The organism is Gordonia sp. PvP123, from assembly GCF_040547295.1.
GTDB lineage: Bacteria > Actinomycetota > Actinomycetes > Mycobacteriales > Mycobacteriaceae > Gordonia > Gordonia terrae.
The window spans coordinates 38,909-58,032 of sequence record NZ_JBEPPN010000001.1 but is presented as its reverse complement, the minus strand read 5'-3'; the positions used below and the strand labels follow the sequence as shown (position 1 = coordinate 58,032).

The window sequence follows — 19,124 nt, the reverse complement described above, 5'->3', positions numbered from 1 at the left end:
CCCACCAGCCTACGACCGGCGGGTGCGGTGGCCGTAGGCTGAACGCACCGCGAGCGGGCTGAAGCCGGTGCGATTCCGGCGCGGTCGCGCCACTGTGATCGGGGAGCCGGGATCGACCGGCCATCCGGGAGTCAGACCAGTCCCTCGCACTGCACCCGCCACCCACGGCACCGACACGCACCCGGGCGCGACAACCCGGCGAGGAGACACGATGATCCTGCTGCTCTCGACCTCGGACACCGATCTGCTCACGGCCTCGGCGGCCCATGAGGAGAACACACCGTCGGGCAGTGCTCCGACGGAGGCGTCGGTGTCCTACCGCGGCGCAAACCCCTCTCGCATCCTGGTCGAGGACATCCCGCGACTCGCCGCCGACGCCGATCTCATCGTCGTACGCATCCTGGGCGGAGTGCGCGCGTGGGAGGACGGGCTCGCGGCGGTCGAGGCGACCGGCAAGCCGCTCGTGGTGTGTTCCGGCGAGCAGCAGCCCGACCCCGACCTGATGGCGCACTCCACCGTGCCGTCCGGTGTCGCCGCGCAGGCCCACGACTACCTCGCGGCCGGCGGCGTCGCGAACCTCGTCAACCTGCACCACTTCTTGTCCGACACCGTCCTGCTGACCGGCAACGGTTTCGAACTCCCGCAGCAGACGCCCGCGTGGGGTGTGCTGGAACGGACGCCTTCTCCGCGGCCGGAACCTTCTGTGCTCCCTGAGGTGCGAGGAGCGCACGCCGAGCCTTCTCCGCTCCCTGAGGTGCGAGGAGCGCAAGCGACGAGCCACGAAGGTCCCGACGCCCCCACGATCGCCGTGCTCTACTACCGCGCCCAGCACCTGGCAGGCAACACCCGCTACATCGCCGCGCTCTGCGATGCCATCGAGGCGAAGGGCGCGCGAGCGCTGCCGATCTTCTGTGCGTCGCTGCGGACCGCGCCCGACGACCTCCTCGAATTGCTCGGTACCGCCGACGCCCTGGTGGTCACCGTGCTGGCCGCCGGCGGCGCCACCCCGGCCACCGCGTCGGCCGGTGGCGACGACGAGGCGTGGAACATCGAGCGACTCGCCGCACTCGACGTCCCGATCCTCCAGGGTCTCTGCCTCACCGGTTCCCGCGCGGACTGGGAGGACAGCGACGACGGACTGTCACCGCTCGACGTCGCCACCCAGGTGGCGGTGCCCGAGTTCGACGGTCGGATCATCACCGTGCCGTTCTCTTTCAAGGAGTTCGACGACGACGGATTGCCGTGGTACCAGCCGGATCTCGAGCGCTGCGCCCGGGTGGCAGGCATCGCCACCGCGCACGCCCGGCTGCGTCGGACACCGGCCGCGGACAAGCGGATCGCGGTCATGCTATCGGCCTACCCGACCAAGCACGCCCGGATCGGCAACGCCGTCGGACTCGACACCCCGCGCAGCCTCCTGCGCCTGCTCGATGCGATGCGCGCGGCCGGGTACGACATCGGACCGGAGTCCGGTCCGGGATCGGTTCCCGGTCTCGCCGAGGATGATTCGGACAAACTGATCCACGAGATCATCGCCACCGGCGGCCAGGATGCCGACTGGCTCACCGAGGAGACCCTCGCCGCAAACCCGATCCGCCTCTCGGCGGGCGATTACCGAGCGTGGTTCGACACCCTGCCCGAGGGACTGCGTTCGGCGGTCACCGAGCACTGGGGTCCGGCTCCGGGCGACCTGTTCGTCGACCGCACGCACAATCCCGACGGCGACATCGTCATCGCGGCACTGACCTTCGGCAACATCGCGATCATGGTGCAGCCGCCGCGCGGCTTCGGCGAGAACCCGGTCGCGATCTACCACGACCCCGACCTCCCGCCGTCGCATCACTACCTCGCGTCGTACCGGTGGGTTGCCGCGCACGACACCGGCTTCGGTGCCGACGCGATCGTGCACGTCGGCAAGCACGGCAACCTGGAATGGCTGCCCGGCAAGAACCTCGGCATGTCGGCGGACTGCGGTACCGACGCCGCCCTCGGCGACCTCCCGCTCGTCTACCCGTTCCTGGTCAACGACCCGGGGGAGGGGACACAGGCCAAGCGGCGCGCTCATGCGGTCCTCGTCGACCATCTGATCCCGCCGATGGCACGCGCCGAGTCCTACGGCGACATCGCCCGCCTGGAGCAGCTGCTCGACGAGCACGCCAACATCTCCGCGCTCGACCCGGCGAAGCTGCCCGCGATCCGCCAGCAGATCTGGACGCTCCTCACCGCGGCGAAGATGGATTCCGACCTCGGTCTGACCGAACGTCCCGACGAAGAGGTCTTCGACGACATGCTGCTGCACGTCGACGGCTGGCTCTGCGAGATCAAGGACGTCCAGATCCGCGACGGCCTGCACGTCCTCGGCGAGCCCCCGCGCGACGACGCCGAGGTCGACCTGGTCCTCGCCATGCTGCGCGCCCGCCAACTCTGGGGCGGCACATCGGCTCTGCCCGGCCTCCGCGAGGCTCTCGGACTCGTCGAGGACGGCTCGGCCGAGCGGGGTTCCGTCGATGCCGTCGAGGCCCAGGCCCGCGAACTCGTGGCCGCCTGCGCCAAGGACGACTGGTCGGCCGAGGCCGTCACCGCGGCGACCGCGGGACTGCCGACAGCGGTCGGGGACGTGCTCACCTTCGCCGCCACCGAGGTCGTCCCGCGCCTGCGCCAGACGACCGGTGAGGTCCCGCGTGTGCTGCACGCTCTGAACGGCGGGTTCATCCCGGCCGGGCCGAGCGGGTCGCCGCTGCGCGGCCTGATCAACGTGCTGCCCACCGGACGCAACTTCTACTCCGTCGACCCGAAGGCGGTGCCCTCGCGGCTGGCGTGGGAAACCGGTCGGGCGATGGCCGACTCGCTGCTCGAGCGCTACCTGGCCGATCACGGCGAATACCCCCCGTCGGTGGGACTGTCGGTGTGGGGGACCAGCGCGATGCGCACGTCGGGTGACGACGTCGCCGAGGTCCTCGCGTTGCTCGGTGTCATGCCCGTGTGGGACGAGATGTCCCGGCGCGTCTCCTCGCTGGAGCTCATCGGGCTCGAGGAACTCGGCCGTCCCCGCATCGACGTCACCGTGCGCATCTCCGGCTTCTTCCGGGACGCGTTCCCGCACGTGGTCACGATGCTCGACGATGCGGTCGCGCTCGCCGCGGGTGCCGACGACGAAACCGACGAGCAGAACTTCGTCGCCGCCCACGTGCGTGCGGCGATGGCCGAACACGGCGACCGGCGTCGTGCCGCGATGCGCGTCTTCGGGTCCAAGCCCGGCACCTACGGCGCCGGGATCCTGCAACTCATCGACTCGCGGGACTGGCGCAGCGACGAGGATCTCGCGCGGGTCTACACCGAATGGGGCGGCTACGCCTACGGACGCGACCTCGACGGTGTGCCCGCGGTCGACGACATGCGCTCCGCGTACAAGCGGATCGCCGTGGCGGCGAAGAACACCGACACCCGCGAGCACGACATCGCCGACTCCGACGACTACTTCCAGTACCACGGCGGCATGGTCGCGACCGTCCGCGCGCTGACCGGGTCCTCGCCCGAGGCCTACATCGGCGACAGCACCCGGCCCGACTCCGTCCGCACCCGGACGCTGTCGGAGGAGACCAGCCGAGTGTTCCGCGCCCGCGTGGTCAACCCGCGGTGGATCTCGGCGATGCAGCGCCACGGCTACAAGGGCGCCTTCGAGATGGCCGCCACGGTCGACTACCTCTTCGGTTACGACGCGACCACCGACGTCGTCGCCGACTGGATGTACGAGAAGCTCACCGAGTCCTACGTCCTCGACGAGACCAACCAGCAGTTCATGCAGCAGTCCAACCCCTGGGCGCTGCACGGGATCGCCGAACGTCTGCTCGAGGCCGTCGAACGCGACATGTGGCGCGAGCCGCCGGCCGAGCTGCTCGACGCCCTGCGCAACGTCTACCTGCAGACCGAGGGCGACATCGAAGGCCGCGGCGAGGACTGACCGCCCACCGCTGGTTGAGCTTGTCGAAACCACCCCTCGGGAGCAAAATCGGGCACTCGTTCGTTACCGATGCAGACCCTGACGTCAACGGGTGCCGAAGGGCACCGAAGGACAGGTGAAGCATCATGGCTCTCCGCTGGTTCGCGGCCTACGCCGTACTGGAGATCGCCGCATTCGTCGCGATGGTCATGACCCTCGGGTTCGGCTGGGCGGTGCTGATCAGCCTCGCCGCCGTCGTCCTCGGGGTCGTGGTCCTGCGCTGGCAGGGCCGCAAGGTCTTCGGCGAGCTGCAGCGGGCGTCCCGGAACGAGGTCGACGCCCGTGCACCGCTGGCCGACACCGCGCTCGTCGCCGTGTCGACCCTGCTGCTGGTCATCCCGGGTGTCGTGTCGACCGTGGCCGGGACCCTCCTGCTGTTCCCGCCCACCCGTCGGGTGATGCGTCCGGTCGTCGTGGCCGTCGGTGCGCGCCGGGTCGCGACCGCCATGGACCGGGCCGGGGTCTACGCCACCGGCGTCTACGGCGCGGGACGTGGCGCAACCGTCGTCGAGGGCTCCGTCGTGGAATCCGACACGCCCGAGCCGGGGTCGGCCACCACGCCGTTCGGGACCCGGGGCCTGCCACAGGGCCGCTGAGCCCGTTCTGTATTGCGTCGGACTGGCGACACCGCCCGGGATCCCGACGCCCGGCAACCGGACCCCTCGCCACCCTTCACCGACGGCAAGGCACACTGAACGATCGTGGCAACCCAACTGCTTCTCGGCGGCGCCGTGTACTCGCCGGCCGCCCCCGACGCGACCGCGATGGCCGTCACCGACGGAATCGTCGTCTGGGTCGGGACCGACGACGTCGGACGTGCGCTTCACCCCGACGCCGAGATCATCGACCTGGGCGGACTCTTCGTCAGTCCGGGCTTCGTCGATTCCCATGTGCACCTGACCTCCACCGGACTCGGGCTCGATGGATTGACCCTGAACGAGGCGTCGAGCCGCACGCATTGTCTGCGGCTCGTGGAGAAGGCGGTGGCCGCCGAATCCGCGCACGAGGGAGGCGACCTCATCTGGGGTCTCGGCTGGGACGACTCGACCTGGGCGGGTGCCGAACCCGACGACGGCAGGTTCCCGACGACCACCGAGCTCGACGCCGTCGTGGGGACGAGACCGGTCTATCTCGCCCGGATCGACGAGCACTCGGCGGTGGCGTCCACCGCGCTTCGACGCCTCATCCCGGACCTGGCCGACGCCGTCGGGTACCACCCGGAGGAACCGCTGGTCGCCGAGGCGCACCACCTTGTGCGGGGCGCTGCCCGGCTCCTCGTGACCGCCGCGCACCGTGAGCGTGCCCAGCGTCGTGCGCTGGACGGGGCCGCGGCCCACGGTGTGGTCGCGGTCCACGAGAACGGTGGACCCGACATCAGCGGTATGGACGACTTCTTGGCGCTGGCCGAACTCGACCACCCCGTCGAGGTCCGGCGTTACTGGGGACAGGCTGTCACCGACGCCGACCACGCCCGCGAACTGATGTCGATCACGCGGGCCGACGCCCTGGGCGGCGACCTGTTCATCGACGGCGCCATCGGCTCGCACACCGCGTGGCTCTCCGAGCCCTACACCGACGATCCGCACACCCACGGCATCAGCTATCTCGACGCCGAGGCGATCCGCGACCACCTGCGGGCCTGCACGATCGCGGGCATCCAGGCAGGCTTCCACGTCATCGGCGACGCCGCGACCGGTGTGGTCGTCGGCGCCCTCGCCGACCTCGCCGACGAACTCGGCACGCCCGCACTGGCACGGTGCGCGCACCGACTCGAACACGCCGAGATGGTCACCGCCGCCGACGCGGAGGTCCTCGCGCGCTGCGGCGTCATCGCCAGCATGCAACCGCTGTTCGACGCCGAATGGGGCGGACCGGGCGACCTGTACGACGCCCGTCTGGGCGCACCCCGTGCGGCAACTCTCAACGATTTCGCGATGCTGGCCAAAACGGGAGTCGCCCTGTCGTTCTCATCGGACGCACCGGTCACCGCGATCGACCCGTGGTCGACGATCCGTGCTGCCGTGCATCACCATCAGCCGGCCAACGCGATCTCGGCACGCGGCGCCTTCGCCGCGACGACGCGCGGCGGCTGGCGGGCCGGGGGAGTCAACGACGGCGTGACCGGCACCCTCACGCCCGGTGCCCCCGCCAGCTACGCGGTCTGGGAAATCGACGACCTCGTCGTCGCGGGATCCCACGAGAAGGTCCAGCGATGGTCGACGGATCCGCGGTCGCGGGTCCCGGCGCTGCCGGACGTCTCGCCGGGGGCCGAACTACCGCGCTGCGTACGCACCGTGCACCGGGGCCGGACCCTGTACGACCGGGACGCCGGATGAGTCCGCCGCGGGTCTCCCGGTCCTGGCTCACACAGACCGGAACCGCCGTGGCCGCGGGCGTCGCGATGTGGGCGGCCTTCCCGCCGCGCAACTGGTGGTTCCTCGCCGTCCTCGGACTCGGCCTCCTGTTCGCCGCGCTGTACATCGGGACGCCCCGGGTGCGCACCGGCGCCTGGATCGGTTTCGTCTTCGGCCTGGCGTTCTTCGTGCCGCTGCTCCCGTGGATCGGCGTCTACGTCGGCCCGCTGCCGTGGCTCGCCCTGGCAGCGATACTCGCCGGATATCTCGCGCTCTTCGGCGCGATCGCCACCGTGACGATGCGGCTACCCGTGCCACCGGTGTGGTTCACGTTGTGCTGGGTGCTCGTCGAGGCGCTGCGCTCCGCGTTCCCGTTCGGCGGATTTCCCTGGGGGCGAACGGCTTTCAGTCAGGTCGATGGTCCGCTGCTGCCGCTGGCCTCGGTGCTCGGCGCACCGGGGTTGTCGGCGGGTGTCGCGCTCTTCGGCTCCTCGGTCGCCTGGCTGCTCGTGGTCCTCGTCCGCGCCTACCGACGCACCCGCTCGAATGGCGGTCCGACGCCGGCCCCGGCACCGGTCACCGATGGCCCGGTTCCGGTCGCCGAACGTTCCTCGGGTGTCGTGCGCATCGCCACCACGGCGGTCGCCATCGCGCTGCTCGCGCCGATCGCCGCGATCGCGGCGACCCCTGCCAGCCTCGACCGGAACATCGCCACGTCCTCGGCCCGCATCGGCGCCGTGCAGGGGAACGTGCCGCGTCTCGGGCTGGACTTCAACGCCCAGCGCCGTGCCGTCCTCGACAATCACGTGCGCACCACGATGGCCTACGGCCGGGCGATCGACACGGGGCAGACCGAGCAACCCGACTTCGTCCTCTGGCCCGAGAACGCCTCGGACATCTCACCGCTGGACAACGCCGACGCCGCCGCCGAGATCACCGCCGCCTCCGAGGCCGTCGACGCACCGATCCTGGTGGGCACCCTCATCCGCAACCCCGACGGCCGGCCCACCAACTCGGTCCTGGTGTGGGACGGGGCGAAGGGTTCGGTCGCCCGCTACGACAAGCACATCGTCCAGCCGTTCGGGGAGTATCTCCCGTGGCGGCCGTTCTTCCGCCTGTTCTCGTCCTACGCCGACATGGCCGGAGACTTCCGCCCCGGCACCGGACCCACCGTCGTCGACGTGCCCGGTCGTTCCGGGACGGTGACCGTCGGGGTCGCCACCTGCTGGGAGGTCGCCTTCGACCGGGCCGCGCGACAGTCCGTGCGGGAGGGCGCGCAGATGCTCTTCGTCCCCACCAACAACGCGACCTTCGGCCGTACCGAGATGACCTACCAGCAGTTGGCCATGTCACAGGTCCGCGCGGTCGAACACGGGCGGGCCGTCGTCGTCGCGGCCACCAGCGGTGTGAGCGCCGTCATCGAGCCCGACGGCTCCATCAGTCGGCAGTCGGGCATCTTCACCTCGGATGTGCTGACCGGACGTCTTCCGCTGCACGACGAGATGACCCTCGCGACCCGGCTGGGCCCGTGGCCTGAGGTCCTGGCGATCATCGCCGCAGTGGTCGGGCTTTTGTTTGCGCTGCGCTCGCGTACTAGGTTCTCACTCAGGCCACGCAGGGTCGCCGCACGGGCGACCGGTGACACGAAGGAGCTCGATGGCATCGGGGATTGACGCCACGGCAGGGCAGCGGCGGCCCGACGACGCGCCGCAACGCGTGGTCGGCGCCGACGGCACGGGCGCATTGGTCGTCGTGCCGACGTTCAACGAACGCGACAATCTGCCGCTCATCATCGGACGACTGCAGGACGTGCTGCCGGGGGCGCACGTGCTCGTCGTCGACGACTCGAGCCCGGACGGTACGGGCGACGTCGCCGACGAACTCGCGCGGGCCGACGATGCCGAACGCGTGCACGTGATGCACCGCGTCGAGAAGGACGGCCTGGGCAAGGCCTACCTCGCCGGTTTCGCGTGGGGACTCGACCGCGACTACGCCGTCATCGTCGAGATGGACGCCGACGGCAGTCACGCACCCGAACAGCTGAACCGGCTCTTCGACGCCGTCAACGACGGTGCGGATCTGGTGATCGGGTCTCGCTACGTCCCCGGCGGCAAGCTCGTGAACTGGCCCAAGCGCCGCGAGTTCCTCTCGCGCGGGGCCAACACCTACGCCCGGCTCGCCCTCGGCGCGGGTGTCCACGACATCACCGCCGGCTTCCGCGCGTACCGCCGCATCGTGCTGGAGAAGATCCAGCTCGACACCGTCGAGTCCGCCGGATACTGCTTCCAGATCGATCTCGCGTGGCGGACCGTGCGCGCCGGGTTCGACGTCCGGGAGGTGCCGATCACCTTCACCGAACGTGAGATCGGCGTCTCGAAGATGAGCGGTGGCGTGATGTCCGAGGCATTCACGATGGTCGCCCGCTGGGGTGTCCAGAGCAGGCTCGAACGCTGGGGACTCCTCCGGACGCGATGAGCCGCTGAACAGACGAACAGACCCGGCAGGTGATCCTGCCGGGTCTGTTCGGTTCGGGGCGTCGAGCGCCCGCTTTGTCAGTTGGTGATGCCCTTGCGTCGCTGCTTGAGGAGGTCGAGGCGCTCGTTGAGCAGCACTTCGAGTTCTTCCTCGCTGCGACGTTCCAGGAGCATGTCCCAGTGGGTGCGCGGCGGCTTGCCCTTCTTCTCCTCGGGCTCGGCGCCCTCGAGGATGGTGCCTTCCATGCCGTTCTTGCACGGCCACTTCGACGGGACCTCCGCGTCGTCGGCGAACGGCACGTCGAAGATCTCGCCGTTGTCGGTGCGGTACTGGACGATGCGTCGTGGCGCGAGGTCGTGGTCTCGATCGGTCTCGTAGCTCACCGCGCCGAGGCGGCTACCCCGAAGTACTCGATCTGCCATGAAGGGTTCCTCTCAACTTCGTCGGATCTCCCGGTCTGCCGGGTGATCTCTGTTGCATTCCTGCTTCGCACGCAGCGCTGCGCACGACTTTCGGGTCGTCAACAGGAACATTCTACGCGCATCCGCGCGCAGGTTCCTCATCGGCGACGCCCCGTGTTGCCCGACGCGGTCAGCACGGCCGCCGCCGGGAGCGCAGCGAGCGGGTGACTGGCTGGCCGCCGCCGGGAGCGCAGCGAGCGGGGCGACTGGCTGGCCGCCGCCGGGAGCGCAGCGAGCGGGGCGACTGGCTACAGCGGTACGGTCTCGGTGTGGATCCAGGCACTTCGCACCGTGTGGAGACCGGCGCCCCAGGCGGTGACCGACTCGGCGCCGCGCGCCGGCGCCGGCCCTACTCATGCGCCTGGTGCGGTCGCACGATGGTGGACTCCGAGTTGGGGCGTCGTCGGAAGTACTGCAAACGTTCGTGCAGGCAGCGTGCCTACGAGCAGAGAACGTTGCTCGAGGGCACATCCATTCCCGACGACGCGGTGATCCTGTCCTCGGCCGAGGCCGCCGACTTCGGTGACCGGATGTTCGCACTGCGGTGTGCGGCCGAGGACCTCGGCACCGCGGTCGCCGAACGCGCCGACCATGACGTTCTCGCCGGCCTCACCGAGACCCTGCTCGAGCTCGCGCGGGAAGCCGAGAAGTTGCGGTGATCGGGCGCATCTTCGCACCGTCGCTCGTCGTCACCCTCGTGGCGCTGGTCGTCGCCTACCTCTATCTCGGCTGGACCGGACTCGCGCTCTGCGCCATCCTCGGCGTCCTCGAGGTGTCGCTGTCCTTCGACAACGCGGTCATCAACGCGACCATCCTGGAACGGATGAGCGCGTTCTGGCAGCGCATGTTCCTCACCGTCGGCGTCCTCATCGCGGTGTTCGGCATGCGTCTGCTGTTCCCGCTCGTGATCGTCTGGATCACCGGCAACCTGAACCCCGTCGAGGCGCTCGACCTGGCCATGAACCCGCCGCCCGAGGGCCAGACGCACTTCGCCGACGGTCAGCCCAGCTACGAGACGATCCTCACCGAGGCGCACCCACAGATCGCGGCGTTCGGTGGGATGTTCCTGCTGTTGCTGTTCCTCAACTTCGTGCTCACCGAGCGCCCGCAGACGTGGCTCACGTGGCTCGAGCGGCCGCTCGCGACACTCGGCAAGCTCGACCAGTTGGCGGTGGTCATCGCCTCACTCGCGCTGGTGCTCACCGCCGAGTTCCTCGCACCCGATGAGGTCCGCGCGACGGTGCTGATCGCCGGGATCCTCGGCATGGTCACCTACATCACCGTCGACGGACTGAGTTCGCTGTTCATGGCCGAACCCGACGCTGACCCGGCGACTGAGGACGACGCAGATTCAGACGGGGACGGAGCAGACGGGACTGGAGCAGACGGGGCTGGGGCCGAGCAGGCCGACCGGGGACGATCCGGCCCGCACCCGGTCACCGTGGCCACCGGCAAGGCCGGGTTCTTCCTCTTCCTCTACCTCGAGCTGCTGGACGCCTCGTTCTCCTTCGATGGGGTGATCGGCGCGTTCGCCATCACCTCGGACCCGATCATCATCGCGCTCGGGCTCGGTTTCATCGGCGCGATGTTCGTGCGGTCCATCACGATCTATCTCGTCCGCAAGGGGACGCTGGGGGAGTATCGCTACCTCGAGCACGGCGCGCACTGGGCGATCGGAGCCCTCGCCGCGATCCTGCTCATCAGCATCGAGTTCGAGATCAACGAGGTGGTCACCGGGCTCGTCGGGGTGGCGTTCATCGGGGCGTCGCTGGCGAGCAGCATTCGTGCGAACAGACGCGAGGCACGGGCGGCGAGCCCCGACCGGCTGGCCGTCTGAGGGTCGGTCCCGCGCCCTCCTCGAACGTGTGATGAACGTTTGCGGCACCTTTGGAATCAGCCTGGGCCACCCGCTGTCTTCTGTCGGTCGACAGGTGTACAAATGACGTCGTCGGTGACGTGCATCACGCGTAGGCCCACAGGTAGAGGTAACTGCCGCACGGGCTCCGCGACGCACGTTCAGGTTCTAGGTCGAAAACGCAGAATTCGGTGGCTTCCATGGACAGCAAGCAGCAGCAGATGATCCAGTTCGAGACGAACTGGTACCCCTTGGGCGGGGGTTCGTCACGGCAGATCGGCGAGGAGTTCGGTCTCACGGATCGGGACTTCTTCTCCGAGGTCGATCGTCTCGTCGACACCGATCCGCCGTCGGCACTCACAGCGTCGGAGCTACGTCGTATGCGTGAGGTCATCCGCCGCCGACTCTGGATGGCGCGCTGATCCTCCGCTGCTCTCGATCCGTCAGCTCTCGATCCGCTTGCGCAGAACCAGGCCCGCCCGGCGCGAGGAACGCCTGGCTCAGGGGATAATCGACCGGTGCCCTTCTCCGACGACGATCTCGAGGCGTTCTATCGCGACGTCGAGGCACGCACCGCATTTCGCGATCAGCCTCGTCGCGCCCGCCGCGGTGGCGTCGACTATCCGGCGTGCCCGACGCCCGACAAGTTGCCGTTCGCCTCACCCGCGGACGCGCGCGAAGGGATCGATCGGCTGCGCCGCCACCTCATCGGCACATCCTCGGAGCTGCGGTACTACGAGTGCTCCTGCGGCGCTTGGCATATCACCAGTTCCGCGCAATTGATCCACCGACGGGTGCCGCCGCCGGCGGCCCGTCGTCGAAAAGGTAAGAAGAAGCGGTGACGATACTGCCCGGACCGCACGCCCTCGTCGACCTCGCGAGCGACGATCCCTCGTCGACCGCCGCGACCTATGAGCGACTGCTCGGACGGAAGGTCGGTACCGACACCGACGGCCGCCGGACGCTGACCGTCGGCAATGTCGTGCTCTCGCTGCGGGCGCCGTCCGGCGGGTCCGACTCCCATGGCGTCTACTTCACCGTCGACGACGTCCCGGCGGCCCGACGCCTGCTCGGTCGGCGCGGTTACCCACTCACCGACTCCGTGCTCGGCGCGCTCGGCGAGACGTCTCCGATCGGGATGGCGGCGCGCCCCGATCCGGTGGCCGGCCCCGACAGCGACCTCACCGGGCTCGACCATCTGGTCTTCACCTGCGACAACCGGGATGTCGCCGTCGCGCTGTTCGCGGGGACCTTCGACCTCGACTTCCGGCTCGATCAGCCGATCGGGCAGGACGCCCGCCAGTTGTTCTTCCGGCGGGGCGACCTGATCGTCGAAGTCGTCGCGGCGCCACGACCGCCGGCCGATCCGGTGCCGTCATCGCCGGTCACACTGTGGGGCGCCGCGTGGCGCTCGATCGATGTCGATGCCACCCACGCACGCCTGACGGCCGCCGGGCTCGATCTCAGCGAGATCCGGGTCGGCCGCAAGAAGGGCACACGGATCTTCACGGTCCGTCATCGCGAACTCGCCACGCGGACCGTGGTCATCGGCCCCGAGGCCTGAGTCCGGCTCGCCTCCAAGCACCTGAAATCCGGCAAACGGTGGGTTTTCGGGAACGGCTGCGCTAATCTGACTACGAATGTTGTCGAATTAGCAGTTTCCGAGACCATCGTTGGGGGCACCATGACCGCGGTACATGACGAACGGACAGCAACCGAATCCGAAGCCGGAGATTCCGTGGCGGCCGAGCCTCTGCTGAACCACCGCGATGACGAGATCGAGCTGATCCCGCCGGACTCGCTGACCGCCAAGCTCACAGGGATGTACACCTTCCTCCCGATCAACGGGGCGGCGTTCGTGATGCAGGTCATGCACCCGGTCATCGGCGACGTCGTCGGCAAATACTCCGTGTTCCGTACCGATCCGGTCGGCCGTGCGATCCGGTCGGCCGACTCCGTGCTGCGCTGGACCTACGGGGGGCAGGAGGCCCTGGAAGAGGGCAAACGACTCCGCAAGCTGCATCAGCCGCTGCAGATGCGCAATGCCGAAGGAAAGCACATCAGCGCGCTGAACCCGGAAGCGTACGCCTGGGTGATCGCCACCGCGCTACCCACGATCGAGACCGCCGCGCCGCTGGTTCTGGGCCGACACTTCACCCTCGAGGAGCGCCGGGAACTCCTGCGGGACAACCGTCGGATCGCGAAGATCGTCCAGGTGCCGATGAACAACTATCCCGAAACCCTCGAGGAGTTCGACGAGTACTTCGACGACTTCATCGAGAACAAACTGGTCCGGCACCCGGTCGCCCTGGAGCTGATCGATCAGATGCGTGCCGCACCGGTCATCCCGAAGTCGGTACCGAAAGCTCTGCGGCCCGCCGCCAAGAAGGCGGCCGCCACCGCGTCGGTGCCGTTCCAGAACTTCAACTACCTCACCACCGTCGGTGTGATGGACCCGCGGGTCCGCGAGATTTTGGGGCTCACCTGGACCGACGCCGAGCAGCGGCACCTCGAGCGCATCCATCGCAATCTGCGATTCGCCTACCGCACCCTGCCCGAGCGGCTCACGTATTTCCCGCTGGCCTATCACGCGCGGCGCCACCACGACGCGATCCAGGCCATGAAGGTTCGCGAGAAGGCCAGTGCCGCCTACCAGTACCACCCGAAGCCGGGTGACTCACCGCAGAGCTGAGCTCTCTCCGGTCGGTCTGGTCACGTCGTCGGGGGCGTGACCAGACCGACGACATGTTCGGCGATCGCCAGCGACGACGTGATGCCCGGCGATTCGATACCGAACAGGTTGACCACCCCGGCGATCCCGTGCGTCGCGGGGCCGTGGATCTCGAAATCGCCTGCCGCAACCCCCGGCCCGGTGACCTTCGGCCGAATACCCGCGTAGGCGGGAACCAAGGCCGCCGTGGGCAGTCCGGGCCAGTAGGTGCGGATCGCGCGTTCGAACGCCGCGGCGCGCGCATCGTCGACGGCGTAGTCGAGCTCGTCCTCGGCGGCTGTCTCACCCGCGGTCACGTCGAGCCACTCCACGTCGGGTCCGAATCGTGCGGCGCCGGCGAGATCCATCGTGAAGTGCACGCCCAGCCCGCCGTCGGCGGGTACCGGGTACACGAGGTGCCGGAACGGTGCGCGGACGCCGGACAGCCCGAAGTAGTTGCCCTTCGCGAGAAACCGAGGCGGTAGCGGCACGTCGAACCCGGTCAGGCTCCGGGCCACCTGCCATGCGCCGATCCCGGCGCAGTTGACGAGTGTTCGCGTGGTGGCCGACTCGCCGTCATCGGTGTGCACGGTGATCCCGTCGCGGTCGATGTGCCCGCCGATCACTCTGCTGCGCAGAGCGATTCCGCCGCCCGAGGCCTCGAGGTCCCGACGGAGTGCACGGACCACGCCGTCGACGTCGACGATCCCGGTCGACGGCGAGAACAGCGCCGCGACGCCGTCGATCTCGGGTTCGCGGTCGCGCAGTTCGGCTGCACCGATCCGGCGCAGGTCGGTGACACCGTTGGCCAGGCCGCGCCGGTGTATCTCGTCCAGTCGTTCCCGCTGGGTGTCGTCGGTGGCGACGATGAGCTTGCCCGGTTGCGCCCACGACACGTCGTGTTCGTCGCAGAAGCGTGTCAGCAGCCGTCGGCCGCCGACGCACAACCTGGCCTTCAGGCTGCCCTCGGGATAGTAGAGACCGGCGTGGATCACCTCCGAACTCCGCGACGTCGTCTGCGCGCCAACGGAATCCGTGGCCTCCAGGACGACGACCTCGCGCCCCTGCAGCGCGAACGCGCGGGCCACGGCCAGACCCACGATCCCGCCGCCGATGACCAGACAGTCGACCTCGACACGCTCCGTCGTCGCGTGCTCGGCCCGTCGGATGCGCGCCACCGATGTACCTCCTCGTCAGACCGGACCGACCGATCTGTGGTCGAGCATGCCACCCAGCGCTCCGTGGCCCCGCCATCCGGGCAAACCCGGCGGAGTGCGGCAGACTGGGGTGATGCGGCATTCGGAGGTTCTCGCGATCGTGCAGGCCGGTGGACGTGGTTCGCGGATGGAGGTGCTGACCGATCGGCGTGCGAAACCGGCGTTGCCGTTCGCGGGCAACTATCAGCTCATCGACTTTCCGCTGTCCAACCTGCACCACAGCCACATCGACGATGTGTGGCTCTGCGTGCAGTACGAGGCCGAGACCATCACGCAGATCGTGGCCGGCGGTCGGCCCTGGGACCTCGACCGCACGAGCGGCGGTCTGCGCGTCGTGATGCCCGAGCAGACCGACGATGCGGAGACCGAAGACGGCTTCGCCACCGGCAACGCCGACCTGCTGTACCGCATCCGCGGCCGCATCGCCGCCCACGCCCCGGCCGAGGTCATCGTGATGAGCGCCGACCACGTGTACGACTTCGACTTCCGCGACGCCATCGAAACCCACCGCCGTCATGGGGCCGAATGCACCGTCGTCACCACGACGTGTCCGCTGGACGAGGCCACGCAGCATGCCACAGTCAAGGCCCGCCGCGACGGGACGGTCCGCGAGTTCCGCTACAAACCCGAGCGCGCCACCACGCGCACGATCGCCACCGAGATCTTCGTCTACGACCCTGCCGTCCTCATCGAGGGCTTGGAGTACCTCGAGAGCCGGACGACGGAGAGTTCACCGAAGGACGACACCGGCCTGGGTGACTTCGGCGAGCACCTGCTGCCGTGGTTCGTCGATCGCGGCAAGACCGTCGCCCACGCGATGCCGGGGTACTGGATCGACGCCGGTCGTCCCGAGACGTACCTGCAGGCGCACCGCGACCTGATCTCCGGGGCGCTCGACGTCTTCCGCGGCGACCGCCCGATCCTCACCAATCAGCCGCAACGTCCGGCCGCGCGCATCGAGACCGGGGCGGTTGTCGAGGACAGTCTGGTCAGCGGCGGTGCCCATGTGCTCGGCACGGTTCGGCGAAGCGTGCTCGGACCGGGCGTGGTCGTCGAGAAGGGTGCGGTGGTGGCCGATTCGGTGGTCTTCGGCGATGCCGTCATCGGCGCCGGCGCGTCGGTTGCGTGGTCCGTGCTCGACGAACGCGTTCGCGTCGGTCCGAACGCGGTGATCGGCGGGCATCCTCGCACCCGGCCGGTGCCCACGGAGAAGATCACGCTCGTCGGCATGGACACACAGATCCTGCGAGGTGCCCGCGTCACCCTCGGTGACCGTGTCGACCCGGGCCGTCGTATCCGGTGACGACGATCGAGACCGCACGCCGCTGGCGAGACCACGATCCCGATCCGTCGACCCGGGCCGCGCTCACCGCACTGATCGACGCCGCCGAGAACGGCGACGACGCGGCAGCCGGCGATCTCGCGTCCCGCTTCGACGGCCCGCTGGCCTTCGGTACCGCGGGCCTGCGCGGTGAGGTCGGTGCCGGTGAGTCGCGGATGAACGTCGCCGTCGTCACCCGGGCCACGGTGGGTCTCGCCCGATATCTGCTCGACACGGTCGGTCCCGATGCCCGCGTCGTGGTCGGTTGCGACGCCCGGCACGGCTCCGCGGAGTTCTTCGACGCTGCGACCGAAGTTCTTGCCGCACAAGGGCTCACCGTGTTCGCGCTGCCGCCGAGGCTGCCGACCCCGGTGACCGCTCACGCCACACGGTCACTGGGTTGCGACGCCGGGGTGATGATCACGGCCTCGCACAATCCGCCGGCCGACAACGGCTACAAGGTCTACCTGGGCGGCCGCGCCACCGATGATGGGGGCAGGGGAGTCCAGATCATCTCGCCCGCCGACGGCGACATCGCCGACCGGATCGCGCAGGCGCCACCCGCCGACCAGGTGCCTCGTGACTCCGCGGCCGTGATCCACCTCGACGACGCGATCGTCCGCACCTACGTGCAGCGAACCGCGGGGCTACGACCCGACTCCGGTCCCTCACCGGTTCGTGTCGTCCTGACGCCCCTGCACGGTGTCGGCGGCGGTGTTGCCCGAGATGTGTTGTGCGCCGCGGGGATCGGCGACGTCCATGTCGTGGCGGCGCAGTCCGCTCCCGACCCCGACTTCCCGACCGTGCCGTTTCCCAACCCGGAGGAACCCGGGGCCCTCGACCTCGCGCTGGATGTCGCGCGCGACGTCGACGCGGATGTCGTGATCGCACTCGACCCCGACGCCGACCGTTGCTCGGTCGCCACGCCCGGTGCCGACGGCCGATGGCGGCAGTTGACCGGTGACGAGATCGGCGGATTGTTGGGGGAGCAGGCCGCGCGTGACCTGGCGCGACCCGGCGACACCCTGGCGTGTTCGATCGTGTCGAGCCGATTGCTGGGCCGGATCGCCGCGCACCACGGGCTCCGGTTTGCGGCGACGCTCACCGGCTTCAAATGGATCGCCCGCACGCCCGGCCTGCGTTTCGGCTACGAGGAGGCGATCGGCTATTGCACCGACCCCGACACCGTCCGCGACAAAGACGGCATCGGTGCGATGGTCCGGGTGATCTCCCTGGTCGAGGAACTGGCCCGCGACGGCCGCACGCTCACCGACGAACTCGACCACCTGGCCCGCCGCCACGGTCTGCACGCGACCGCGCCGTTGACCATCCGCGTCGAGGACACCGCGCTCATCGGCGAGATGATGGAGCGTCTTCGGTCCACACCGATCGATCGTCTCGCCGGCTCGCCGGTGGTCGAGAACCGCGACCTCGCACACGGATCCGCCGATCTGCCGCCCACCGACGGCATCTTGCTGCGGACCGCCGCCGACGACCGGGTCGTCGTCCGCCCCTCGGGCACCGAACCGAAGCTGAAGTGCTACCTCGAGGTCGTGTTGGACTGTCCCGACGGCGTCGTACCCCACGCCGAGGCCTCGCGTCGTCTCGACGCACTCGGCGCCGACATCGCCGCATTGCTCCAGCTGTGAACCGTCGGTGCACTACCATCGATTCGTGCCGCGAACCGATTCCGATCAGCGCGTGCGCGACCTGACCCTGCTGCGTCAGGTCCGCGACCGCATCGACCGCGAGCACGCGCAACCGCTCGACGTCGAGGCACTCGCTCGCGGGGTGAACATGTCGGCCGGTCACCTGAGTCGCAAGTTCCGCCAGACCTACGGTGAATCGCCCTACTCGTACTTGATGACTCGTCGTATCGAACGCGCGATGACCCTCCTCCGGCGCGGCGATCTGAGCGTGACGGAGGTGTGCTTCGAGGTCGGATGCTCCTCGTTGGGCACGTTCAGCACCCGGTTCACCGAACTCGTCGGGGTGCCGCCGACGGTCTACCGCGAACAGTCGGCCGACGCGACGGACGGGATACCGGCGTGCCTGGCGAAGAACATCACCAGACCGATCAGGAATCGAGAAGCACAGCGTGGGTGAGACTGCCTAGCCTGATCGCATGAACATCACGATCCAGTACACCTTCCTCCCGCACACCGACGGCGACGCCGCCCTCGGCTTCTACCGCGACCTCCTCGGCTTCGAGCTCCGCAAGGACGTCGGCTACGAGGGCATGCGGTGGCTGACCGTCGGCCCGCCCGGTCAGCCGGGCACGTCGATCGTCCTGCATCCGCCGGCCGCGGACCCCGGCATCTCCGATGAGGAACGCCAGACGATTCTCGAACTGATCGCGAAGGGAAGCTACGGCGCTCTCACGCTGGCGACCGACGACCTCGACGGCCTGTTCGAGAAGCTGCAGGGCAGCGGTGTCGACATCGTGCAAGAGCCGATGGATCAGCCGTACGGGGTGCGCGACGCCGCCGTCCGAGATCCCGCAGGCAACCTCATCCGCATCGACCAGGCCGGCTGAGAGATGTGCGGACCCGGTCGATTCCCGCCCCCGGAAGCACTCGTCGCGGGCGTCGATGGAGAACCTGCCGCGACCGTGCCCTCCGGACTGGTTAGATCGACCGGGAGTCCGCGCACCGATCTGGCGGAACCGACCCTCCGAGATGACACGAGCACCCCAAATCCCGGCGACCGCCCACGTGCGGTCGCCGCATTG

17 protein-coding genes and 1 riboswitch are annotated in these 19,124 nt (G+C 69.1%); of the genes, 15 read left to right on the top strand and 2 right to left on the bottom strand.

What is annotated here, in order from left to right:
• The first annotated feature begins 3 nt into the window (after positions 1-3).
• A riboswitch (cobalamin riboswitch) is annotated at positions 4-139 on the top strand.
• Positions 140-211: 72 nt separating this feature from the next.
• The 5 genes from cobN (at position 212) to ABIC25_RS00230 (ending at position 8,829) form a co-directional block, all read left to right on the top strand.
• Positions 212-3,961: a cobaltochelatase subunit CobN gene (gene cobN, locus ABIC25_RS00250; RefSeq protein ID WP_435529054.1), complete on the top strand. Its 3,750-nt coding sequence runs from the start codon at positions 212-214 to the stop codon at positions 3,959-3,961.
• Positions 3,962-4,086: 125 nt separating this feature from the next.
• Positions 4,087-4,596: an FxsA family protein gene (locus ABIC25_RS00245; RefSeq protein WP_101818895.1), complete on the top strand. Its 510-nt coding sequence runs from the start codon at positions 4,087-4,089 to the stop codon at positions 4,594-4,596.
• A 105-nt stretch (positions 4,597-4,701) separates the two neighbouring features.
• Positions 4,702-6,336: an amidohydrolase gene (locus ABIC25_RS00240; protein WP_354559474.1), complete on the top strand. Its 1,635-nt coding sequence runs from the start codon at positions 4,702-4,704 to the stop codon at positions 6,334-6,336.
• Positions 6,333-8,027 (top strand): apolipoprotein N-acyltransferase, encoded by a 1,695-nt coding sequence (gene lnt / locus ABIC25_RS00235; protein WP_354559472.1) that lies wholly within the window; start codon positions 6,333-6,335, stop codon positions 8,025-8,027. Before ABIC25_RS00240 ends, lnt begins: the two co-directional genes overlap by 4 nt.
• Positions 8,011-8,829, top strand: coding sequence for a polyprenol monophosphomannose synthase (locus ABIC25_RS00230; RefSeq protein WP_004019028.1), 819 nt, complete (start codon positions 8,011-8,013; stop codon positions 8,827-8,829). The genes lnt and ABIC25_RS00230 overlap by 17 nt, the downstream gene beginning before the upstream one ends.
• Positions 8,830-8,906: 77 nt before the next feature.
• On the opposite strand, the gene ABIC25_RS00225 is transcribed toward ABIC25_RS00230, so the two are convergent.
• On the bottom strand, positions 8,907-9,251 hold the full coding sequence (locus ABIC25_RS00225) for an RNA polymerase-binding protein RbpA (RefSeq protein WP_004019027.1): 345 nt from the start codon (positions 9,249-9,251) through the stop codon (positions 8,907-8,909).
• A 332-nt stretch (positions 9,252-9,583) separates the two neighbouring features.
• Between ABIC25_RS00225 and ABIC25_RS00220 the strand changes: the two genes are divergently transcribed.
• The 6 genes from ABIC25_RS00220 (at position 9,584) to ABIC25_RS00195 (ending at position 13,837) form a co-directional block, all read left to right on the top strand.
• A complete protein-coding gene (locus ABIC25_RS00220; protein WP_374206298.1) occupies positions 9,584-9,949 on the top strand; it encodes a hypothetical protein in 366 nt (121 codons plus the stop codon).
• The gene (locus ABIC25_RS00215) at positions 9,946-11,127 is read left to right on the top strand and encodes a DUF475 domain-containing protein (protein WP_354559471.1); all 1,182 of its coding nucleotides are present in this window, start codon (positions 9,946-9,948) and stop codon (positions 11,125-11,127) included. Before ABIC25_RS00220 ends, ABIC25_RS00215 begins: the two co-directional genes overlap by 4 nt.
• Positions 11,128-11,345: 218 nt before the next feature.
• Positions 11,346-11,567 (top strand): DUF3263 domain-containing protein, encoded by a 222-nt coding sequence (locus ABIC25_RS00210; RefSeq protein WP_004019024.1) that lies wholly within the window; start codon positions 11,346-11,348, stop codon positions 11,565-11,567.
• A 96-nt stretch (positions 11,568-11,663) separates the two neighbouring features.
• Entirely contained in the window at positions 11,664-11,987 is a 324-nt protein-coding gene (locus tag ABIC25_RS00205; RefSeq protein WP_064572134.1) for a hypothetical protein, read from the top strand.
• Positions 11,984-12,709: a VOC family protein gene (locus ABIC25_RS00200; RefSeq protein WP_354559469.1), complete on the top strand. Its 726-nt coding sequence runs from the start codon at positions 11,984-11,986 to the stop codon at positions 12,707-12,709. Before ABIC25_RS00205 ends, ABIC25_RS00200 begins: the two co-directional genes overlap by 4 nt.
• A 120-nt stretch (positions 12,710-12,829) precedes the next feature.
• Positions 12,830-13,837 (top strand): oxygenase MpaB family protein, encoded by a 1,008-nt coding sequence (locus tag ABIC25_RS00195; RefSeq protein WP_354559467.1) that lies wholly within the window; start codon positions 12,830-12,832, stop codon positions 13,835-13,837.
• A 20-nt stretch (positions 13,838-13,857) separates the two neighbouring features.
• Here ABIC25_RS00195 and ABIC25_RS00190 read toward each other — a convergent pair whose 3' ends face one another.
• On the bottom strand, positions 13,858-15,033 hold the full coding sequence (locus ABIC25_RS00190; RefSeq protein WP_354559465.1) for an NAD(P)/FAD-dependent oxidoreductase: 1,176 nt from the start codon (positions 15,031-15,033) through the stop codon (positions 13,858-13,860).
• 112 nt (positions 15,034-15,145) lie between these two features.
• Here ABIC25_RS00190 and ABIC25_RS00185 point away from each other — a divergent pair, with 112 nt between their 5' ends.
• Genes ABIC25_RS00185 through ABIC25_RS00170 form a run of 4 tightly spaced genes read left to right on the top strand, consistent with a single transcriptional unit; the run spans position 15,146 to position 18,929 of the window.
• On the top strand, positions 15,146-16,375 hold the full coding sequence (locus ABIC25_RS00185) for a glucose-1-phosphate adenylyltransferase family protein (protein ID WP_354559463.1): 1,230 nt from the start codon (positions 15,146-15,148) through the stop codon (positions 16,373-16,375).
• The gene (locus tag ABIC25_RS00180) at positions 16,372-18,042 is read left to right on the top strand and encodes a phospho-sugar mutase (RefSeq protein ID WP_354559461.1); all 1,671 of its coding nucleotides are present in this window, start codon (positions 16,372-16,374) and stop codon (positions 18,040-18,042) included. The genes ABIC25_RS00185 and ABIC25_RS00180 overlap by 4 nt, the downstream gene beginning before the upstream one ends.
• Positions 18,043-18,067: 25 nt before the next feature.
• Positions 18,068-18,499, top strand: coding sequence for a helix-turn-helix transcriptional regulator (locus tag ABIC25_RS00175; protein ID WP_354559459.1), 432 nt, complete (start codon positions 18,068-18,070; stop codon positions 18,497-18,499).
• 19 nt (positions 18,500-18,518) lie between these two features.
• Positions 18,519-18,929, top strand: a complete 411-nt coding sequence (locus tag ABIC25_RS00170; protein WP_064572129.1) for a VOC family protein — start codon at positions 18,519-18,521, stop codon at positions 18,927-18,929.
• Positions 18,930-19,124: the final 195 nt, after the last annotated feature.

What these genes read in the sequence shown, in the direction of transcription:
- ABIC25_RS00230 (WP_004019028.1), top strand. Translation starts at nt 8,011, where the DNA reads ATGGCATCGGGGATTGACGCCACGGCAGGGCAGCGGCGGCCCGACGAC.
- cobN (WP_435529054.1), top strand. Translation starts at nt 212, where the DNA reads ATGATCCTGCTGCTCTCGACCTCGGACACCGATCTGCTCACGGCCTCG.
- ABIC25_RS00245 (WP_101818895.1), top strand. Translation starts at nt 4,087, where the DNA reads ATGGCTCTCCGCTGGTTCGCGGCCTACGCCGTACTGGAGATCGCCGCA.
- ABIC25_RS00170 (WP_064572129.1), top strand. Translation starts at nt 18,519, where the DNA reads ATGAACATCACGATCCAGTACACCTTCCTCCCGCACACCGACGGCGAC.
- ABIC25_RS00225 (WP_004019027.1), bottom strand. Translation starts at nt 9,251, where the DNA reads ATGGCAGATCGAGTACTTCGGGGTAGCCGCCTCGGCGCGGTGAGCTAC.
- ABIC25_RS00185 (WP_354559463.1), top strand. Translation starts at nt 15,146, where the DNA reads ATGCGGCATTCGGAGGTTCTCGCGATCGTGCAGGCCGGTGGACGTGGT.
- lnt (WP_354559472.1), top strand. Translation starts at nt 6,333, where the DNA reads ATGAGTCCGCCGCGGGTCTCCCGGTCCTGGCTCACACAGACCGGAACC.
- ABIC25_RS00195 (WP_354559467.1), top strand. Translation starts at nt 12,830, where the DNA reads ATGACCGCGGTACATGACGAACGGACAGCAACCGAATCCGAAGCCGGA.
- ABIC25_RS00210 (WP_004019024.1), top strand. Translation starts at nt 11,346, where the DNA reads ATGGACAGCAAGCAGCAGCAGATGATCCAGTTCGAGACGAACTGGTAC.